This is a genomic window from Pseudoalteromonas sp. NEC-BIFX-2020_002, from assembly GCF_013002825.1.
Classification (GTDB): Bacteria; Pseudomonadota; Gammaproteobacteria; order Enterobacterales; family Alteromonadaceae; genus Pseudoalteromonas; species Pseudoalteromonas neustonica.
In genome coordinates this window covers 25,724-43,747 of record NZ_JABEPJ010000002.1, presented here as the reverse complement: position 1 = coordinate 43,747, position 18,024 = coordinate 25,724, and the positions used below count along the sequence as shown (strand labels likewise).

The window sequence follows — 18,024 nt, the reverse complement described above, 5'->3', positions numbered from 1 at the left end:
TTTATAATTTCCATCGTTTTTTTATAAGCTCGACGAGCGCTTCTTGCGATACATCAAGCTGTTTTGTTTGTTGAACGAGTTGATCGATAGCCTTAAAAAGCAAGGTGTCTTGTTGATCAGGTTGTTGCGATGTTTTTTGTGCCACACGGGTGGCTTGACCGCGACGACGCTCTAACCAGCCTTGATCGACCAATTGACCTATTGCACGTGATACCGTCATCGGGTTTACAGCAAAGTGATCTGCTATTTTACGCACTGATGGCAGCTCTTCACCGGTTAATAATTGCCCGCCCACAATCAAGCGCACAATTTGCTCATGCAATTGTTTATAGATTGGATCGCCATTATTAGGGTTGACATTAATAAATTCTAGCATTACTCTTTCCCTGCTGTATTAATACATTAATACACCGATACACTAAGGTTAAGTTATCATATTGAGTGTAAAATGCAACAAGGGAAAGATTAATGAAAATCATGTTTAATTTACGTAAAAGCCTGATAAAGCTTACAATATTACCAATATTATTGGCCGGCTCAACAGCTGTATTAGCTGATAATAATAAAAAAAACCAACCATTACTCACACCTTGCTACATGGAAGGGCTTGCTGATAGGTTGATGTGTGGCAGTATTAGCCAGTCTTTATCGCAAAATCCGGCGGATGGTAATATTGATATCCACTTTGCTGTAATTCCAGCTATTAAACCAAGTTACCCTGACGAAGCCATTCTTGGTTTTGCCGGAGGTCCAGGGCAAGGCGCAATTGATCTCGCAGCTATCTTTAATAGAAACTTACAATTTGCCCGTGAAACACGCGATATAGTATTGATTGATCAGCGTGGCACGGGTTATTCAAATAAGTTGCAGTGTGACAGTGATGATTTACAAACGCAGTTTGCATTTAATGAAGCCTTTGCTGATTTACCTGCTCTGGGCGCGCAAGACACGCAAAAGTGTAAAGATAAGCTCAATATTGATTTAAGTCATTTCACTACACCTGTTGCCGCTAAAGATTTTGAAGCGGTACGAAAAGCGCTTGGCTACAAAGGGTTTCATCTATATGGGGTGTCTTACGGCACGCGAATAGCGCAAGAATATACGCGTCAATTTCCAAGTTCAGTGATCACCAGCACGCTTGATGGTGTTGTACCTATGCAACAAAGTTTAGCTGCCATTGGTGAGGCTATTGATAGCTCGCTTGCGGCCCTATTTAGTCGTTGTGAAGCCAACGCACAGTGTGCTCAGCAATACCCTGATTTGAAAACTGAGTTTACAGCTTTATTGGCTAAACTCGATGCTCAACCAGTCGAGGTGCAGGTTTTACATCCGCGTACACATGAGACTATTACACTCGCTGTTACAAAAACAAAGTTTTTCGGGGCAATACGTATGGCTTTGTACAGTCATTCACGTCGTGCGATTGTGCCACTGGTTATTACACAAACTGCACAAGGAAATTATTCAGCATTGGCGGGCTTAATGGCAGGGGCTGATATGTCAGAAATGCTCGCCATGGGTATGCATAACGCCATCGTTTGTGGCGAAGACTGGCCACGATTAAATACACAAACCCGTCAGCAATATAATAAAACGTATGTGGGCAGCTTGATGATAGAGGGGCTCGATATTATGTGCCCAATATTAAATGTAACAGCCGTAGATAAATCATTTTATCAACCCCTTAACAGCTCAACACCTACGTTACTGTTATCTGGTGAGCGCGACCCAGCAACACCGCCAAGTTGGGCTGAACTTGCTATGGTAAGCATGAGTGAAGCAACGCATTTGGTATCACCCACGGCAACTCATGGGATCGGCTCGCAAACGTGTGCGCCTAAAATAATCGCCCAATTTATTGATCAAAAAAATATGCAAGATATTGATACCGACTGTATCAAAGATAAAAACGATAAACAGTTCTTTATGAATATCAATGGTGTTGCACCAATGCATACTCAGACCGCAACTTTAAACGCACAAGACAAGGAGTAAACCATGATTAAAGTAACTAACTTAACAAAGAAAATTGGTGATGTTAATGCGTTAAACGATCTTAGCTTTAGCGCACAAAATGGTAAAATAACGGGTTTACTTGGCCCCAATGGTGCGGGCAAAACAACGTGTTTAAGAACGGTGTTTGGTTTGCTAAAAGCAGATAAAGGTACAGCTGAGATTGATGGTATTGATGTTGCAAAAAATCCAATGGCAGCTAAACAAAATTTGGGATTGTTTCCTGATCCTTGTGGATTGTATGAGAGATTAACGCCCAGAGAATATATAACCTTTTTTGCGCAGTTGAGCGGCATGTCAGAGGTTGCGGCAAAAGAAGCGACAGCAAAAGTGCTCGAAAAATTAAGCATGGATGATATTGCAGATCGTCGTTGCCAAGGGTTTTCACAGGGGCAGCGTATGAAAACAGCACTGGCTCAAGCTGTTGTGCATAACCCATCAAACATTATTTTAGATGAACCAACACGTGGTTTGGATGTTATGAGTACACGTATTTTAAGAGAGTTATTATTGCTACTTAAAGCGCAAGGGCACTGCGTACTGTTTTCATCGCATGTTATGCAAGAAGTGGCTGCATTGTGCGACCACGTGGTGATTATGGCCAATGGTAAAGTGGTTGCAGAGGGCTCAGTAGAGTCGTTATGTGAGCGAACAGGTAAAGACAGTTTAGAAGAAGCATTCATAGACTTAATAGGCAGTGACGAAGGAATTGCAGCATGATTAATTTATTAAAAGTGTTATATAAAAAAGAAGTCATGGATGCCAGTCGTGACAAACGTTCAGTAATGGCAGGACTTTATTATGCAATTGGTGCCCCGCTTGGCATATGCATACTTTTTACATTGCTATTACAACAGCTTGCATCGCCTGATGCATTAAAAATAACGATTGAAAATAGTCTTTCAGCACCTAACTTAGTGGCTCATTTAAAAAACAATGATATCGCAATGGGAACGGATAATACGGATAGCAAATTAAAGCCAATTATATTGCAAATAAGTGATGATTATCAGAATAATATGCGCGAAGGTCGCCCAGCGACTGTAACGCTCATTGCAGATAAATCAGATGATAAGCTACGTAAACATATTCAACGCGTGGAAAAAACGCTTGCTTTGTATAACTCTGAAGTGGCTAGCTTAAGATTAATCACACGGGGTGTCGACCCTCAACTAATGAGAGTGCTTGCGGTTGAGGTCAATGATCAAGCAACACCTGATTCTAAAGGTGGTATGTTCTTGGGGATTGCAACTCTATCAATGATTTTAACTGTATTTTATGCTGCAATGAACCTGGCAATAGATACCAGTGCCGGGGAGCGTGAACGTAATTCTTTATCATTATTGTTAAGTCACCCATTAAGTAGCTTACACATTGTATTAGCAAAATCGGCGGCGATAGCGACATTCTCTATGCTGGGATTAGCGATCATTCTAGTGGTGTCGAAGTTTTCTTACGGTATGGTGCCGTGGCAGCAGCTAGGGTTTAGCGTAACCATTACACCGTCATTTATGCTTTTTTGTGCCGTAGTTTGTTTGCCAATTGCATTTATGTCAGCCAGTTTACAGGTGTTTGTTTCGTTTACGGCAAAATCATTTAAAGAGGCGCAATCATACGTGACGATGGTGTTATTTATTCCGATGGCATTAAGCATGGTAACGACTTACGGTATTGCGACAGATATTGTGCAATGGTTACCTATTGCTGCGCAGCAATTTGCACTCATGGAGTTTATTAAAGGCAACCCAATACCGGTGCCACAATTAGTGCTATCAACATTGATTACAATTATATTGTTTGGCGTATTTAGTTATTTAAGTAGCCGTATGCTTAAAAGCGAAAAAGTAGTGTTTGGTTTGTAAGTTTAAAAACCTTAAAAACATATTAAAAGCGGCCGTTGAGCCGCTTTTAATATGGAATGCGATTAAAGTGAAGTGATTGGCTTATCGCCATCGAATAACTCAAAGATGCTATTTTCGTTTGTTGAATGGTTGGCTATTTGTAATAGCGCATTCGCAACGTTTTCTCGACTGATTTTAGCCTCATTTCGCTCACTGGGTTGTTGTGTGGTAATTTTTAGTGAAGCATCTTCGTCGGTGAGTGAGCCTGGGCGTACGATTGTATAATTTAAGCCACTATTTATTAAATGCTTATCAGCCATGTGTTTTGCCACTAAATAAGGTTTTAAATCGCTTTGGATTGCATCCGGGTTATCTGCACCAATTGAACTGACCATGATAAAGCGCTTAATGCCATATTGTTTTGCATAATTTACGGCTTTAGTTGCCGCCCATAAATCAATTAATAACGTTTTATCATCACCCGTACTACCACCTGAACCTGCGGCAAAGATTACTTGCTCACAGCCATCAAACGCTTGGCTAAAGTCACTTTCAAGATCCTGCTCGATAATATCCAAGTAGCTACTACTTAAATCGCTTAACTTATTTTTATCGCGAACAAGCGCGATAACATGCTGCTGATCATTAAGTAGTAATTGTGTCGTCATTTTACCTATTTGGCCACTTGCACCTATGATTAATGTTTTGCCCATTGTTAACTCCTTTCGTTATAAATGAATCGCTAAATTACTCGCGTAACAATAGAGCTTGGGGGAGATATTTATTTTTAAAGGGGTATATAACAAGTAAGCACTAAACATGCTTTAACTAAGACAGGGTCATCTTTATCTTAAAGTTGCATGAAACGTGCAATAAAAAGTGGAGTAAATGAAATAAGCGTAGTTGCTGTGTTATCATTTTATTTCTTAATTTAATGCTTGCTCGGTCTTTTTTTATTTTTCGAGGCACTATTTTTAGTACACAATAATATGATTAAGTATGGGTTTTATTTTTACAAAAAAGGCAATGAACAATGATGAATACTAAGCTTTATAAAATAGTTTTAAATTTAGCTGGCGAGCTTGTAGATGCAGCACAAAGAAAAAACCAAACTAGGTTTGATGCTCTTTACGCTGAGCTAAAAGCATTGTGTATTGAAAACGAAAGCACCGATAAAGATCATCCCGTTCAGTGGGAAACGTTAGCAGATTTTACTGACGAGTTTGAAGATGCAGTATTATTGTATGAAAAGGCATTAGCAAAAGCGGTAGAAATTAACGCGAAGGATTACATGTCATCAATCGCTTACTCAATAGCGACTATGCAAATAGAGCTAGGCCAAATTGAGGCTGCAATTACAAGTCTTGAAAACGCTAAAGTAAGCGCGAATAAAATCGCAGATAAAGAGCTAAAAACTGAAATTGACGAATTATTAGAAAAACTTTCAGCTAAATAATAGTGAACGCATTATTTAAATAGAAATAATTGGACGCGTTTAGCTTAAAAATAAACATTGCACTTATTAATAATTATTAAAGTTGTCAACATCGTTAATAATTATTAATAAAGTGGGATCTTGCTGCAGGACAATGTTAACAAGGGGAAGAGCTTTTGAAAGTATCAATAACACGACCGTTTGATAGTTTTCTTCGTGTTAATATATAAATAAAATTAAATAAAACTTGTTCTATGGTCGGATTTACTGTTATCCTTCTTCGCATCGGGTTGATAGAAAGCCCTGTTTATTTGTAAGTACCACGTTGTTATTAGTAATAATCCTTCGCGTTATCCTCAGTTAAATATTCGTTTTCTTCCTTGTTAAATTGCCTATTTTAAAGGCGCACTTTTATTAATTCTTAGGATACTATTATGTCTACTACAACTACTGGTTCAGTAAAATGGTTTAACGAAGCTAAAGGTTTTGGTTTTATTGAACAAGAGTCAGGCCCTGATGTTTTTGCTCATTTCAGCGCAATCACAAGTGATGGCTTTAAAACTCTAGCTGAAGGCCAACGTGTACAGTTTACTGTTACTCAAGGTCAAAAAGGCCCGCAAGCTGAAAATATCGTTTGCATCTAAATTGTTTAAATTGATGGGTTATTACTAACCCGTCAATATATAAGTTTGAAAAAAAATTGTTTATTTGTACGTACCACGTTGTTATTAGTAATAATTATACGCGCTGTCCTCAGTTAAATATTTTTTCCGGCTCAATCGTCTGAATTACAGACACACATTTACTATATTTAGGATATCTATTATGTCTACTACAACAACTGGTACAGTTAAATTCTTTAATGAAGCAAAAGGTTTCGGTTTTATCGAACAAGAGTCAGGTCCTGACGTTTTTGCTCATTTCAGTGCTATCTCTGGCGATGGTTTTAAAACCCTTGCTGAAGGCCAACGTGTACAGTTTACTGTTACTCAAGGTCAAAAAGGCCCGCAAGCTGAAAACATCGTTTGCATCTAATTGCCTTATTTAATGGGTTAGCAATAACCCATTAATGTTTAGAAGTTTGAAAGAAAGATTGTTTATTTGTACGTACCACGTTGTTATTAGTAATAATTCTACGCGTTATCCTCAGTTAAATATTTGTTTTTTCCAGCTCAATCGCCTCTTTATGGCACACTTTTATTAATTTTTAGGATATCTATTATGTCTAACACTACAACTGGTACAGTTAAATTTTTCAACGAAGCAAAAGGTTTCGGTTTTATCGAACAAGAGTCAGGTCCTGACGTTTTTGCTCATTTCAGTGCAATCTCAGGCGACGGTTTCAAAACTCTTGCTGAAGGCCAACGTGTACAGTTTACTGTTACTCAAGGTCAAAAAGGTCCACAAGCTGAAAACATCGTTTGCATCTAATTGCATACAATTTAATGGGTTAGCAATAACCCATTAATATTATTATTTAAAATAACCTCTGCATTTTTAATACATTTCACATTCTTTTATTCAGTATCTTATCGTACTCACAGTTTCGCGAAAATAATCCACTTTACCTGCCAACTCATGAGAAATAATATAAGTACGGCTGCTAACGTCTTTTTTTGCTTCACCATACCAAAATGATTGATCAAAGGTTGTTATATGCCAGCCATCCCCTAAAGCTTGAGATCCCATGCTTGTAATAAGGGTTCCTTTAGGAAAAATATCAGTACTTAGACGAGTTAATAAAGTTATAAAGCCAGCTTTGTCATTGCATTGTTGCCAACTGGTTTGCGCATCATCTTTGTAATGCTCTATACGCAGATCAATATCGTCAGCAATTAAATCTAGTAATGCCATATTTCCTTTTTCGAATAAATTTAAAACTTTATGAATTGCAATATCACTATAGCGTTCAATCATTTTTTAGTCCTTTTGGTTAATTGTATTGTTTTCTCAGTTGAAATTAGCAAATTCATAGCTATAGGTATAATATTGTTTATATTATCAATCCATAGGTAAATTATGTGATAGAGGTTAGGCCATTAACTTACTTCATCTCAGCATATGAGGAAGGATCAATCACTGCAGCGGCATCGCGATGTTTCATTGCTCAGCCTTCAGTTACTCATGCTATTAAAACTCTGGAAATAAGTTTAGGTGTTAAGTTATTTGAACGCAGTAAACGAGGTATAAAACCCACCGCTGATGGCCATAAGCTTTACAAACTTGCGAGTGATTTACTGTTACAAAACCAGCAGTTAGAGGCCGCTTTTATACCTAGCAATGTGCACGAGTTAAATCTATATGTGCAGCCGGATATAAATATCGAGCGCTACGCTAATATTCTAGAACTGATAAAAAATACACCTATAAATGTTAACTTATTCATCGTTGATGTTATTGAACAAGCGCAAATAGCGCTGATTGATGAGCAATTATTACCACCACAGTTTAAATTTAAAGGGCTAAACCAAGAAGGCTATAAGCTGATCGTACATAAAGATCACCCTTAGCGAAAAATAAAACAGTGGGTTTGAATGAGTTGCAAGGGTTAGCCTTTATTGAAAGGCCTTACTGCACTAATCGAAAAGCATTTGAAAGACTTATTAGTGATGAAAACATATCAATCACTTATCAAGGCAAAGCTATCCATGACTTTCAGCTTCAAGGCCTTGTAAAGTTAGGTTTCGGAGTTGCTGTTATACCTGAATCATACATTCAAAAAGAATGTGATTTAAAGTATATTCCGATTGTCTTAAATAACCCTATAATGCGCTCGATTGTATTAGCTTATCGAAAGTTACCAAAGAGTGTAGTTGCAGTTATCGAAGGTACCTCACTGATTTAAAGTTTTTATTTTATATCTCAGCCGTAAGGTATAGGTAAGTTAAATTGGCGATTTAGCCTATGCGCTATCTAAGGTATAATGCTTGAATTGTTGGTAATTGCCTCAATATAGTGATTACTTATTGCGATGTTGCATTATTTTAAATACAAGTACACCTCGTGATAATATCACACTTTATAACATCGCATTTATTCTTAAAATTTGGATTTGTCGTGGCGCAAGTAAGAGCTAGAGTCCAGCTTAATGTTGGCAAAAACAGTGATATTCCCGCAGAAATAATCTCATTCAGCGGTTTAAAAGATGGTCAAGAGCATGTTGCATTGGTATTTAACCGTGCAGATACAGAGCAATCTGTACCACTTATCCGTATGCATTCTGAGTGTTTAACAGGCGATGTATTTCATTCATCTCGCTGTGATTGTGGCGAACAACTCAATGAATGTATTGAGATGATGAACCAACAGGGTGGTATTTTGCTCTATTTACGCCAAGAAGGGCGCGGCATTGGTTTATATAACAAAATCGATGCTTATGTATTGCAATCACAAGGTATGAATACCTATGAAGCAAATAATCATTTAGGGTTTGCTGATGACTTACGTGACTTTTCAGACGCCGTTTTGATGCTTGAAGCGATGGGGTTAAATCATGTTAAATTAATGACAAATAACCCAAATAAATTAAATGCACTGCGAGATGCTGGGATTGAGGTTGATTCAGTTGTAGGCACTCACGCTCATATTAAAGCGGGTGTCGTAGGGAATCGTGCTTATTTAGAAACTAAAATTAAGCACGGCGCGCACATGTTAGATATAAAGAAGATTAAAAAACCATAGTTTTGAGCTTTCAACTCTGTGATCCCACCTTGCGCCGAGTTATACTCGGCGTGTTTTGTTGCTAATTTAAGAGCTAGTATGTCAATTGAATTACGAGTATTTAAAGCCGATGCTGGGCTGAAATGGTTTAAAGCTGGGTGGCATATTTTTAAAACACAGCCATTTACCTTTATTTTTATGCACTTATTTATAGGTATTGTCGGCTTACTGTCGCTATTTTTGCCTTTTTTGCAAATATTAGCCGCGCTTGCAACGCCATTTTTAACGGCTGGTTTTTACCAAGCGGTAATTACTAAGCAGCAAGGCGGAAAAATTATGCTGGCCGATATTCTTAAGCCTTTCACGGCTAAAGGTAATCGAATGGGGCTATTACGTTTGGCATTGTACCAAATGGCAGCGGGTATACTGATGGCACTATTAGCCAGTGGTTTATTTGGTGAAGCGGTTGAAATTATGAGTAATCCAAATGTAGATCCAAATATCGCATTGCAGCAAGTCATTAACAGTATTTCGATGGCAAATGTGGCTTTGTTTTTAATTGCTTTGTCGGTTTATTTAACCGCGTTTGCGTACGCTGTACCACTGGTTTATTTTAATAAACAAAAACATATATTTGAAGTGCTAAAAAGCTCATTTATGGTGTTTTATCACAACATGGCTCCACTGAGTATATACGGCGCAATTGCAGCGGGTTTGATGATGTTTTCAATGTTCTTATCATTCTTGCCTCTGTTGGTTTTAATGCCGATTTGTTACATTAGTTTTTTTGTTTCTTATCAAGCTATTTTTATGCCGATTGTACCGCCAGCAGATGAAAAGCCTGTGGCGCAGCAGCATAATGATGACAGCGGTCGTTTTGACGCGTAATGGCTGATGAAATGGATGAAGCTTTACAAAAAAAGCTAAAGAATTATGTACTTTGGTTACTCGGACGCCAAGAATATTCGCGTCGAGAGTTAACCCAAAAATTACAGCAAAAAGAGGCAACGCCTGAATTTATCGAGGCTTTATTAGATTGGTGCGAAGAGCACAATTTTATTAATGAGCAGCGTTATATTGAAGGGTTTGTTCGTCGTCATATTGCTAAAAAACATGGTTTAAAGCGTATACAAAGCGAAGCCATGGGAAAAAGGATTGACCGAACACTTTTAGAAAGTGTTATTGAATCATTTGAAATAGATTGGTTTGAGTTAGCGCAGGATGCGTATTTAAAGAAATATTCAAATTCACAGGACGACTTCGATCACAAAGAAAAAGCTAAGCGCGTGCGCTACTTAATGTATCGAGGGTTCAGTTACGAACAAATAGATTTTGCAATGCAAGCACAGTAAAAATGGGTGAGACGTTCACATGCAGCACATGACTACCGCACAGATCAGGCAACAGTTTTTAGACTTTTTTGCCAGTAAACAACATCAAATTGTTCCATCAAGCTCGCTTATTCCGGGTAACGATGCGACATTATTATTTAATAATGCCGGCATGGTACAATTTAAAGACGTATTTTTAGGCGCAGAAAGTCGCCCTTATAACCGCGCAACAAGCTCACAACGTTGTGTGCGTGCCGGTGGTAAGCATAACGATTTAGAAAATGTAGGCTACACAGCCCGTCACCATACATTCTTTGAAATGTTAGGTAACTTTAGTTTTGGTGATTACTTTAAGCAAGACGCGATTAAGTTTGCTTGGGAATTTTTAACCGACGTAGTAAAACTACCTAAAGAAAAACTGCTTGTTACTATTTATCATGACGATGAAGAAGCATTTGGTTATTGGGCTAACGAAATTGGTTTGCCTGAAGAGCGTATTATTCGTATTGCTACCTCAGATAACTTTTGGTCAATGGGTGACACTGGTCCATGTGGCCCATGTTCTGAAATTTTTTATGATCATGGCGAACATATTTGGGGCGGCCCTCCAGGCTCGCCTGAAGAGGATGGCGACCGTTTCATTGAAATTTGGAACTTGGTATTCATGCAGTATAACCGTCAAAGCGACGGTGCGATGGAGCCGCTTCCTAAGCAGTCTGTTGATACGGGCATGGGTCTTGAGCGTATTGCCGCTATTTTACAAGGCGTACATTCAAATTACGAAATAGATTTATTCCAAGGCTTGATTAAAGCAGCTGCAGAAGTGACCAATGCACAAGATATGGATGATAAATCACTGCGCGTAGTCGCGGATCATATTCGTTCATGTGCATTTTTGATCTCAGATGGTGTAATGCCATCAAATGAAGGTCGTGGTTATGTACTGCGCCGCATTATTCGCCGCGCGGTTCGCCACGGCAACAAACTAGGCGCACAAGGTTCTTTCTTTTATAAATTAGTAGCGGCGTTAATCGAGCAAATGGGTCAAGCGTACCCTGAGCTTGCAAAACAACAAGAAATTATTGAAAAAGTACTGCGTATCGAAGAAGAGCAGTTTGGTAAAACACTTGAGCGTGGTTTAGCTATTTTAGAAGATAGCTTAACGAGTTTAACCGGTGATGTGATCCCTGGTGAATTAGTCTTTAAACTTTATGATACATACGGTTTCCCTGCTGATTTAACCGCTGACGTTGCCCGTGAGCGCTTTATGAGTATTGATGAGCAAGGCTTCCAAGAGTGCATGGCTGTGCAGCGTAAGACTGCCCAGCAAGCGGGTAAATTTGGTGCAGATTACAACCAACAATTAAAATCTGATAAACACACAGACTTTAAAGGCTACACTGCAACACATTATAGCGGTACTGTAATCGAAATGTTCGCACAAGGTGAAACGGTATCAGTACTTGAAGATGGCCAACAAGGTATTGTAGTGCTGGACCGTACACCATTCTACGCTGAATCAGGTGGCCAAGTTGGCGACACAGGCACGCTAACAGTTGCCGGTGGTGAATTTACTGTTACTAATACAACCAAGCTTGGTAATGCTTTTGCACATCACGGAACAGTGATGGGTCGTATTGGTGTGAACGACAAAGTAGATGCAAACATTAATGATGCGCGTCGCGATCGCGTTAAAAAGAACCATACTGCTACGCATATTCTACACGAAGCACTGCGTCAGTTATTAGGCGACCACGTATCGCAAAAAGGCTCATTAGTAGACCCTGAACGTTTACGTTTTGATTTCTCGCATTTTGAAGCGGTTACTAAAGCTGAGCTACGTGAAATTGAGCGTGTAGTAAACGACGAAATTCGTCGTAACTTTGCCCTTAACACTGAGTTGATGGCAATCGATGAGGCCAAAGAAAAAGGCGCAATGGCGTTATTTGGTGAAAAATACGATGACGAAGTTCGCGTAGTCACCATTGGCGATTACTCGATTGAGCTGTGTGGTGGTACTCACGTAAATCGTGCCGGTGATATCGGTTTATTCAAAATCGTATCTGAAAGTGGTATTGCTGCTGGTGTACGTCGTATTGAAGCGGTAACAGGCGCTGATGCCATAGCTTACGTGAGCACGCAAGAGCAGCATTTAAACGATGTAGCGGCACTGGTAAAAGGCGATAGCGCCTCAGTGCTTGAAAAAGTAACCGCTTTGCTTGAAAAATCAAAAGGCCTTGAGAAACAAATTGCACAGTTAAGCGATAAGTTAGCAAGCGCAGCGGGTGCATCTTTACTTGATTCAATCGTTGAAATTAATGGCATTAAGCTACTTGTGGCAAACGTTGAAGGCACTGAATCAAAAGCGTTACGCGGCATGGTTGATGATCTTAAAAATAAGATTGGCTCAGGTGTTATTGCTTTAGGCGTTGCTGATGGCGACAAAGTAAGCCTGATTGCTGGTGTTACGAAAGACTTAATCGGTAAAGTTAAAGCGGGTGAGCTTGTGAACCACATGGCGTCTCAAGTTGGCGGTAAGGGCGGTGGTCGCCCTGATATGGCACAAGCCGGTGGTTCGCAGCCACAACATTTAAGCGCAGCACTTGATAGTGTTACAGCTTGGTTAACTGAGCGTACTTAAGCTTAAGTGGCGCTTATTGTTCAAAAGTTCGGTGGCACTTCGGTAGGCTCTATTGAGCGTATAGAAGCTGTTGCCGACCTTGTTGTGAAAACTAAGCAACAAGGACATCAAGTGGTGGTGGTGCTCTCTGCAATGTCTGGAGAGACTAACCGCCTCATCAATCTTGCCAAACAAATCGATGCTCGTCCGAGCAGCCGTGAACTCGATGTACTTCTAACAACGGGTGAACAAGTTTCTGTAGCACTACTTGCTATGGCTATTATAAAGCGTGGCCATTCTGCGGTGAGCTTATTAGCAGATCAAGTGAATATTCGTACTGATAATATGTTTGGTAAAGCGCGTATTGAAGACGTAGCAGCAACAAGGCTAAAACATGAACTTGAGCATAATCGCATTGCAATTATAGCTGGATTTCAGGGGCGTGATGTTGAAGGTAATATTACAACGCTTGGTCGTGGCGGTACAGATACCTCTGCAGTTGAGATTGCAGGTGCAATAGGTGCCGATGAATGTCAAATCTACACAGATGTTGACGGAGTCTATACAACCGATCCTCGTATTGAGCCTAAAGCGCGGCGTATGAGTCATGTCACTTTTGAAGAAATGTTAGAAATGGCTAGCCTCGGTGCAAAGGTATTGCATATTCGCTGTGTAGAAGCCGCTGGTAAATATAATTTACCGATAAGGGTGTTGTCGAGTTTTAACCCAGATCAAGGCACACTAATTAGCTTTGAGGAAACCGATATGAAAAGTAATGTGGTCTCTGGTATTGCTTTTAATCGTGACGAAAGTCTTATTAACGTTAATGGTGTGCCTAGTGGCACTGAGTATTTAGCGTCAATATTGAAACTTTTTTCAGAAAATGGCATCGAAATAGATATGATTAATCAAGTTAATCATAACTTTGAAAAAATAGACTATGCTTTTACAGTACACACTAATGATTTTGATCAATCGCTTGAAGTATTACGTAATAATCCCCACTGTATTAACAGTGATGATGTTTCAGGTTGTAGCTCAGTAGCTAAAGTATCAGCCGTTGGTGTAGGTATGAAATCACACTCAGGTGTGGCAAGTTTATTTTTTGATGCATTAGCAAAAGAGAATATTCAAGTGTTATTAGTATCAACATCTGAGATTAAAATCTCAGTTTTAATAGATGAAAAATACTTAGAATTGGCAGTACGTGCATTACATAAGGTTTTTTTAACGGAAAATGAATCGATTTAGAGTTTTTACTTACTTTTAAGGCTTATTTTCTTTAAGATACGAACGCGGAATCTTTTAATTTATTGGAATAATGGGAGCAAGAGAATGCTAATACTAACTCGTCGAGTAGGTGAAACCCTAATGATTGGTGACGAAGTAACAGTCACTGTACTAGGTGTTAAAGGAAATCAAGTACGTATTGGTGTTAATGCACCTAAAGACGTATCGGTACACCGTGAAGAAATTTACATGCGTATCCAAGCTGAAAAGTCTAACCCGAATCCGGGCAACGATTAATTAGCCAATTGAATTGATATGAAAGAGCCGCTTATTAAGTGGCTCTTTTTTTTATGTATTGAATAACGTCATCAGTGAGTACGCTGTTTGAAATATATTGCATACCTTTACTACTTTTTAAAACAATGCCTTGATTAGTAAAGATCACTTCATCAATGTTTTGCCATTCAAGTTGATAGCTTTTATACGGATTAACGCTTTTAAACCCTTCTTTATCAATCGTTAGGGTCGCTTCTGAACCTGATGCACGACTGAGCATTTGACGCGTTACCCACCAAGGTCTACGGTAGTAAAAAGCAACACACTCCAATACAGCAGCCATGATCATAAAGTTGCCTAAATAGTGCTTATCCATTACATATATTGCAATCAGCCCAAGGCTTACCAGCAATGCTAAAAAAGCATATTTAGGTTTTGCTTGTCCACTATAGGGCAATGATTCATCAAAACATTCATAAAAATAAGGTTTATCAAGGGTGTAGCTTGTAGTGAATAACATAGTTTTACTATTGATTCTAACAGTTGCGCTATTTTAGCAAGCTTAATTAAAAAAAGCCGTTTCTTTTGGCTTTCATTATGAGATGTTAAACAAAATAATGACGCTTTATGATGGGTAATATGTTTGGTTTAATGAGTTCGATCATTGTGTTGGTAAGTGCAAGCTCACTCAGTGCTAGCCCAATAGAAGCAAAACCGGTGACAGATTTTTTGGTTATGGCAGACATGCCTTATACAATTATTGATCATAAAAACTTAGCCCCCACAGGTCTTTTAGGCAAAAAAATAGCGCAAACTCCTCATGGTTTTTTAATGCACTTAGGTGATATGAAAGCGGGCGCAGAGCCATGCACTGATAAGTTACTTACAACACATAAGCAACTGCTTAGCACTTTAACAGAGCAGCCATTTGTATTTACACCAGGGGATAATGATTGGACCGACTGCGACCGTGAAAACTTAACCCCTCGTTATGATGAGCTAGAGCGTTTGGCTTTTATAAAAGAATTGATGTTTGATAAGGCTTACCTTGAAAAAGTGACTACACTGACGGGCTTTAAACGCCAAACGAGTATGACAGAAAATGCGCGTTGGCAGTTCGCTGACGTTGAATTTATGACGCTGCATATAGCGGGGACTCATAATGGTCGTCGGCAAGTATTAAAAAGTGATAAGCAAATGGCTTATCACCACGCAGACTTAAGAGATAGCAATAACCTTAGCTGGTTAGCGCAAGCAGACCCAAAAGCCAAAGCCTATGTTATAGCTTTTCAGGCAGATATTTATACTCATAAAACAGAGCAAGCTGCATGCAGTGAGTTGGTTACTGCCAATTGTGATGGCTTTAAAATCTATCGTGATGCACTAGCGCAGTTCGCCCAATCGGTGGCAAAACCTGTACTTGTCATTCATGGCGACACCGGTGAGTTTTGCCAACAAAAGTTAGCTGCTAATTTAACTCGTTTAAATGCACCCGGCGACTATATGTTTAGCGATATTGCCCAAGTTAGCATTACTGAAAGTAAAGATAGCAACGGGATAAACTGGCAAATTACGAGCCTTAAAACCAACAAACCATTAGTAAGAATCTGTAACTGAGCAATCTATGTTTAAGTTAATAATTGAATGTTAAGCGCACAGTAAACATATCTGCTTGCTGGGTGACATTATAGTGCCAGTTTAGTTGTTTACAGGCTTGGTTGATGATCATAAAGCCAAGTCCATTGCCTTTTTGGGTAATGTCTTTATTCGTAGTATTAGTAAATGTAATGCCAGTTTCACAAAGAGTTACCTGTAAATCGCCATTTGCATAATATTGATAATTTCTACTGATTTGTTCTAACATTAAATTCAGTAATGGCTTGTAAGTTTTGATTTTTAAAGTTTTTATACTCATTTTAAGAACAATGCACACACCTTTGTTCGCTAAATTAGTTTGCCAATTTTTAAGGTAGGTAGTTAAGTTTACCTCGTGTAAGTGGCATTCTTCTAATTGCCATAATGCTAAAATAGCATCACTACTTGTGGTGAGGTTTTTTTGTGCATGAGACAGTTGATCTATAATAGGTAGAGCCGCAAGTGGTAAATCATCTTGCTGGGCGAATAAAGATAAACAATGGTTTATTTGGCTCAATGGTGTTCGCACTTCATGGCTTAAAAAAGCAGACAGTAAACGCTCTTTTTGTTGTGCATCTTGCTCTTGCGCTCTAATTGACCTCAACTGAATTGCAACAGTATCAAATTCATCAAAATAAAAAGTACGAATTTTCTTATCATGGACAGTGGCATGTAGCTTTAAAGTTTCAGTGATGATTTTTTTCGCACTATTTATGTTGATAACAATAATAACGACAGTGAGTATCCCAGCTATAAGCGCTAACCAAGGGAGTAAAGAGAGGGACTCTGCTTGGGCAAAATAATGAACTACAAATATTGGAGTGGTGTTTGTGCCGTATGGCAAAATATAAACATCATCACGATTGTGTTGTAATAGCGATACCTCGTTAAGCTTTAGTTGCTGTTGCTGCCATAAGTCAATGATCCAAGCTGGTAAGTCGTTTATGTTTTTAGTAACAATTTTAAAATCATCAATGTAAGGCTGCGCCAAATGGTTTTCAGCTAATTGCTCCGCATCATAAAACAGGTAATGTGCGGCGGTATCGTCTAATGCATAGTGATAGCTATTTAATACGATAGCTATCCAAATCACTATAATCGTGAGTAGTGTAATGGCTGTACGTAATACTAAAAATTGGCTGATTGAATGTTGTTTTACTTTAGTCATTTGCCAACCTAAGCACTACGCCTTGTTTTTTTAACGTATGCAGTAGCTCCACTTCGTCATCTTTAGTGAGGTTCGTTCTTAGTCGCGTAAGTAGTGACTTATACATGTTGTTATTTACATCTTGATCTGGCCAAACTGTATTTATTATCATCTCTTTACTCACTGGAGCAGGGCTATGCCTTAGTAATAAAGCGACTAAAGTCCATTGTTGAGGTGATAAAATAATAGTGCGCTGCGCTCGTTTTATAATTTTAGCTTCTAGATCGATACTCAGGGTATCAAGATTAAAGTGTGTGGCTTCACAGCTATGTTTTTTTGCAAGTAATTTTATTCTTATAACTAATTCTTCAAGTGCAAATGGCTTGGTTAAATAATCAAGTGCCCCTGCTGCAAATGCGGCGAGTTTATCTTCAAGCGCACTGCGTGCAGTGAGGAATAAAATAGGCGCGGTGTTAGTATCACGCCATTGTTGTGCTAATGATAAACCAGTGCCATCGGGTAAGTTGATATCAAGGATAATGGCATCATAATGTTGCCCAACACAGATCCCTTTTGCTTGCGCTAAAGAGCGGGCATAGTCCACCTCAATACCTTCATTTTCTAAAAAGGTAATAGCTTGTTGTGCAAGAATTGCGTCGTCCTCAACTAATAATATAATCATGGTGTTCTAGGGCCTGCTTATTTTTAGAGAGTAAATTTACAGTAATGAGTTTATTTTCAGTCATGTAGAGCCTGTGGTGTGTGGTTACTCCCCATCAATAGGCGATAACGTAGCATAAATGCTAAACATGCGCTGCCCTTTGTACTCTGACGCG

Annotated in this window: 22 protein-coding genes; 16 read left to right on the top strand and 6 right to left on the bottom strand. The window is 38.9% G+C overall.

What is annotated here, in order from left to right:
* Position 1: 1 nt before the first annotated feature.
* The gene (locus tag HJP15_RS02520; RefSeq protein WP_008167164.1) at positions 2-376 is read right to left on the bottom strand and encodes a GntR family transcriptional regulator; all 375 of its coding nucleotides are present in this window, start codon (positions 374-376) and stop codon (positions 2-4) included.
* A 92-nt stretch (positions 377-468) separates the two neighbouring features.
* On the opposite strand from HJP15_RS02520, the gene HJP15_RS02515 reads away from it, so the two are divergent.
* Genes HJP15_RS02515 through HJP15_RS02505 form a run of 3 tightly spaced genes read left to right on the top strand, consistent with a single transcriptional unit; the run spans position 469 to position 3,875 of the window.
* A complete protein-coding gene (locus HJP15_RS02515; RefSeq protein ID WP_170172997.1) occupies positions 469-1,995 on the top strand; it encodes an alpha/beta fold hydrolase in 1,527 nt (508 codons plus the stop codon).
* Positions 1,996-1,998: 3 nt separating this feature from the next.
* Positions 1,999-2,733 carry an ABC transporter ATP-binding protein gene (locus HJP15_RS02510; RefSeq protein WP_054203417.1) on the top strand — a complete coding sequence of 245 codons (735 nt, stop codon included), beginning with the start codon at positions 1,999-2,001 and terminating at the stop codon, positions 2,731-2,733.
* Positions 2,730-3,875, top strand: a complete 1,146-nt coding sequence (locus tag HJP15_RS02505; protein ID WP_170172996.1) for an ABC transporter permease — start codon at positions 2,730-2,732, stop codon at positions 3,873-3,875. Before HJP15_RS02510 ends, HJP15_RS02505 begins: the two co-directional genes overlap by 4 nt.
* 62 nt (positions 3,876-3,937) lie before the next feature.
* Here HJP15_RS02505 and HJP15_RS02500 read toward each other — a convergent pair whose 3' ends face one another.
* Positions 3,938-4,567 (bottom strand): SDR family oxidoreductase, encoded by a 630-nt coding sequence (locus HJP15_RS02500; RefSeq protein ID WP_054203415.1) that lies wholly within the window; start codon positions 4,565-4,567, stop codon positions 3,938-3,940.
* 320 nt (positions 4,568-4,887) lie between these two features.
* Between HJP15_RS02500 and HJP15_RS02495 the strand changes: the two genes are divergently transcribed.
* The 4 genes from HJP15_RS02495 to HJP15_RS02480 all read left to right on the top strand — a co-directional run bounded on the left by HJP15_RS02495 (position 4,888) and on the right by HJP15_RS02480 (position 6,720).
* A complete protein-coding gene (locus tag HJP15_RS02495) occupies positions 4,888-5,310 on the top strand; it encodes a hypothetical protein (protein ID WP_054203414.1) in 423 nt (140 codons plus the stop codon).
* 413 nt (positions 5,311-5,723) lie between these two features.
* Positions 5,724-5,933 (top strand): cold-shock protein, encoded by a 210-nt coding sequence (locus HJP15_RS02490; RefSeq protein WP_054203413.1) that lies wholly within the window; start codon positions 5,724-5,726, stop codon positions 5,931-5,933.
* A gap of 181 nt (positions 5,934-6,114) precedes the next feature.
* The gene (locus tag HJP15_RS02485) at positions 6,115-6,324 is read left to right on the top strand and encodes a cold-shock protein (protein ID WP_016706518.1); all 210 of its coding nucleotides are present in this window, start codon (positions 6,115-6,117) and stop codon (positions 6,322-6,324) included.
* Positions 6,325-6,510: 186 nt separating this feature from the next.
* On the top strand, positions 6,511-6,720 hold the full coding sequence (locus HJP15_RS02480) for a cold-shock protein (protein ID WP_054203412.1): 210 nt from the start codon (positions 6,511-6,513) through the stop codon (positions 6,718-6,720).
* A gap of 90 nt (positions 6,721-6,810) precedes the next feature.
* Here the strand turns inward: HJP15_RS02480 and HJP15_RS02475 are convergent, their stop codons facing one another.
* Complete coding sequence (locus HJP15_RS02475; protein ID WP_054203411.1) at positions 6,811-7,206, bottom strand: hypothetical protein; 396 nt, start codon at positions 7,204-7,206, stop codon at positions 6,811-6,813.
* Between the two features lie 104 nt (positions 7,207-7,310).
* Between HJP15_RS02475 and HJP15_RS21810 the strand changes: the two genes are divergently transcribed.
* The 8 genes from HJP15_RS21810 (at position 7,311) to csrA (ending at position 14,427) form a co-directional block, all read left to right on the top strand.
* Complete coding sequence (locus HJP15_RS21810) at positions 7,311-7,799, top strand: LysR family transcriptional regulator (protein WP_349304607.1); 489 nt, start codon at positions 7,311-7,313, stop codon at positions 7,797-7,799.
* Between the two features lie 20 nt (positions 7,800-7,819).
* Positions 7,820-8,134, top strand: a complete 315-nt coding sequence (locus tag HJP15_RS21805) for a LysR substrate-binding domain-containing protein (protein WP_249365779.1) — start codon at positions 7,820-7,822, stop codon at positions 8,132-8,134.
* A gap of 212 nt (positions 8,135-8,346) precedes the next feature.
* Positions 8,347-8,970 carry a GTP cyclohydrolase II gene (locus HJP15_RS02465; RefSeq protein WP_054203409.1) on the top strand — a complete coding sequence of 208 codons (624 nt, stop codon included), beginning with the start codon at positions 8,347-8,349 and terminating at the stop codon, positions 8,968-8,970.
* Between the two features lie 78 nt (positions 8,971-9,048).
* The gene (locus HJP15_RS02460; RefSeq protein WP_054203408.1) at positions 9,049-9,837 is read left to right on the top strand and encodes a BPSS1780 family membrane protein; all 789 of its coding nucleotides are present in this window, start codon (positions 9,049-9,051) and stop codon (positions 9,835-9,837) included.
* Positions 9,838-9,848: 11 nt separating this feature from the next.
* Complete coding sequence (locus HJP15_RS02455; protein WP_054203484.1) at positions 9,849-10,301, top strand: regulatory protein RecX; 453 nt, start codon at positions 9,849-9,851, stop codon at positions 10,299-10,301.
* Positions 10,302-10,320: 19 nt separating this feature from the next.
* Complete coding sequence (gene alaS, locus HJP15_RS02450) at positions 10,321-12,921, top strand: alanine--tRNA ligase (protein ID WP_054203407.1); 2,601 nt, start codon at positions 10,321-10,323, stop codon at positions 12,919-12,921.
* A 6-nt stretch (positions 12,922-12,927) separates the two neighbouring features.
* On the top strand, positions 12,928-14,151 hold the full coding sequence (locus tag HJP15_RS02445) for an aspartate kinase (RefSeq protein ID WP_054203406.1): 1,224 nt from the start codon (positions 12,928-12,930) through the stop codon (positions 14,149-14,151).
* 84 nt (positions 14,152-14,235) lie between these two features.
* Positions 14,236-14,427 (top strand): carbon storage regulator CsrA, encoded by a 192-nt coding sequence (gene csrA / locus HJP15_RS02440; protein WP_054203405.1) that lies wholly within the window; start codon positions 14,236-14,238, stop codon positions 14,425-14,427.
* Positions 14,428-14,461: 34 nt separating this feature from the next.
* On the opposite strand, the gene HJP15_RS02435 is transcribed toward csrA, so the two are convergent.
* Positions 14,462-14,926, bottom strand: a complete 465-nt coding sequence (locus tag HJP15_RS02435; RefSeq protein WP_054203404.1) for a YcxB family protein — start codon at positions 14,924-14,926, stop codon at positions 14,462-14,464.
* 107 nt (positions 14,927-15,033) lie between these two features.
* On the opposite strand from HJP15_RS02435, the gene HJP15_RS02430 reads away from it, so the two are divergent.
* Complete coding sequence (locus tag HJP15_RS02430; protein WP_231658953.1) at positions 15,034-16,023, top strand: hypothetical protein; 990 nt, start codon at positions 15,034-15,036, stop codon at positions 16,021-16,023.
* Positions 16,024-16,039: 16 nt separating this feature from the next.
* Here HJP15_RS02430 and HJP15_RS02425 read toward each other — a convergent pair whose 3' ends face one another.
* Complete coding sequence (locus HJP15_RS02425; RefSeq protein ID WP_170172995.1) at positions 16,040-17,209, bottom strand: ATP-binding protein; 1,170 nt, start codon at positions 17,207-17,209, stop codon at positions 16,040-16,042.
* Positions 17,202-17,870 carry a response regulator transcription factor gene (locus HJP15_RS02420; protein ID WP_170172994.1) on the bottom strand — a complete coding sequence of 223 codons (669 nt, stop codon included), beginning with the start codon at positions 17,868-17,870 and terminating at the stop codon, positions 17,202-17,204. Before HJP15_RS02420 ends, HJP15_RS02425 begins: the two co-directional genes overlap by 8 nt.
* Between the last annotated feature and the right edge of the window lie 154 nt (positions 17,871-18,024).

Bases quoted from the DNA above. Each gene is read 5' to 3' on its own strand.
- HJP15_RS02520 (WP_008167164.1), bottom strand. From the start codon at position 376: ATGCTAGAATTTATTAATGTCAACCCTAATAATGGCGATCCAATCTAT.
- HJP15_RS02515 (WP_170172997.1), top strand. From the start codon at position 469: ATGAAAATCATGTTTAATTTACGTAAAAGCCTGATAAAGCTTACAATA.
- HJP15_RS02510 (WP_054203417.1), top strand. From the start codon at position 1,999: ATGATTAAAGTAACTAACTTAACAAAGAAAATTGGTGATGTTAATGCG.
- HJP15_RS02505 (WP_170172996.1), top strand. From the start codon at position 2,730: ATGATTAATTTATTAAAAGTGTTATATAAAAAAGAAGTCATGGATGCC.
- HJP15_RS02500 (WP_054203415.1), bottom strand. From the start codon at position 4,567: ATGGGCAAAACATTAATCATAGGTGCAAGTGGCCAAATAGGTAAAATG.
- HJP15_RS02495 (WP_054203414.1), top strand. From the start codon at position 4,888: ATGATGAATACTAAGCTTTATAAAATAGTTTTAAATTTAGCTGGCGAG.
- HJP15_RS02490 (WP_054203413.1), top strand. From the start codon at position 5,724: ATGTCTACTACAACTACTGGTTCAGTAAAATGGTTTAACGAAGCTAAA.
- HJP15_RS02485 (WP_016706518.1), top strand. From the start codon at position 6,115: ATGTCTACTACAACAACTGGTACAGTTAAATTCTTTAATGAAGCAAAA.
- HJP15_RS02480 (WP_054203412.1), top strand. From the start codon at position 6,511: ATGTCTAACACTACAACTGGTACAGTTAAATTTTTCAACGAAGCAAAA.
- HJP15_RS02475 (WP_054203411.1), bottom strand. From the start codon at position 7,206: ATGATTGAACGCTATAGTGATATTGCAATTCATAAAGTTTTAAATTTA.
- HJP15_RS02460 (WP_054203408.1), top strand. From the start codon at position 9,049: ATGTCAATTGAATTACGAGTATTTAAAGCCGATGCTGGGCTGAAATGG.
- HJP15_RS02455 (WP_054203484.1), top strand. From the start codon at position 9,849: ATGGATGAAGCTTTACAAAAAAAGCTAAAGAATTATGTACTTTGGTTA.
- alaS (WP_054203407.1), top strand. From the start codon at position 10,321: ATGCAGCACATGACTACCGCACAGATCAGGCAACAGTTTTTAGACTTT.
- csrA (WP_054203405.1), top strand. From the start codon at position 14,236: ATGCTAATACTAACTCGTCGAGTAGGTGAAACCCTAATGATTGGTGAC.
- HJP15_RS02435 (WP_054203404.1), bottom strand. From the start codon at position 14,926: ATGTTATTCACTACAAGCTACACCCTTGATAAACCTTATTTTTATGAA.
- HJP15_RS02430 (WP_231658953.1), top strand. From the start codon at position 15,034: ATGATGGGTAATATGTTTGGTTTAATGAGTTCGATCATTGTGTTGGTA.
- HJP15_RS02425 (WP_170172995.1), bottom strand. From the start codon at position 17,209: ATGACTAAAGTAAAACAACATTCAATCAGCCAATTTTTAGTATTACGT.
- HJP15_RS02420 (WP_170172994.1), bottom strand. From the start codon at position 17,870: ATGATTATATTATTAGTTGAGGACGACGCAATTCTTGCACAACAAGCT.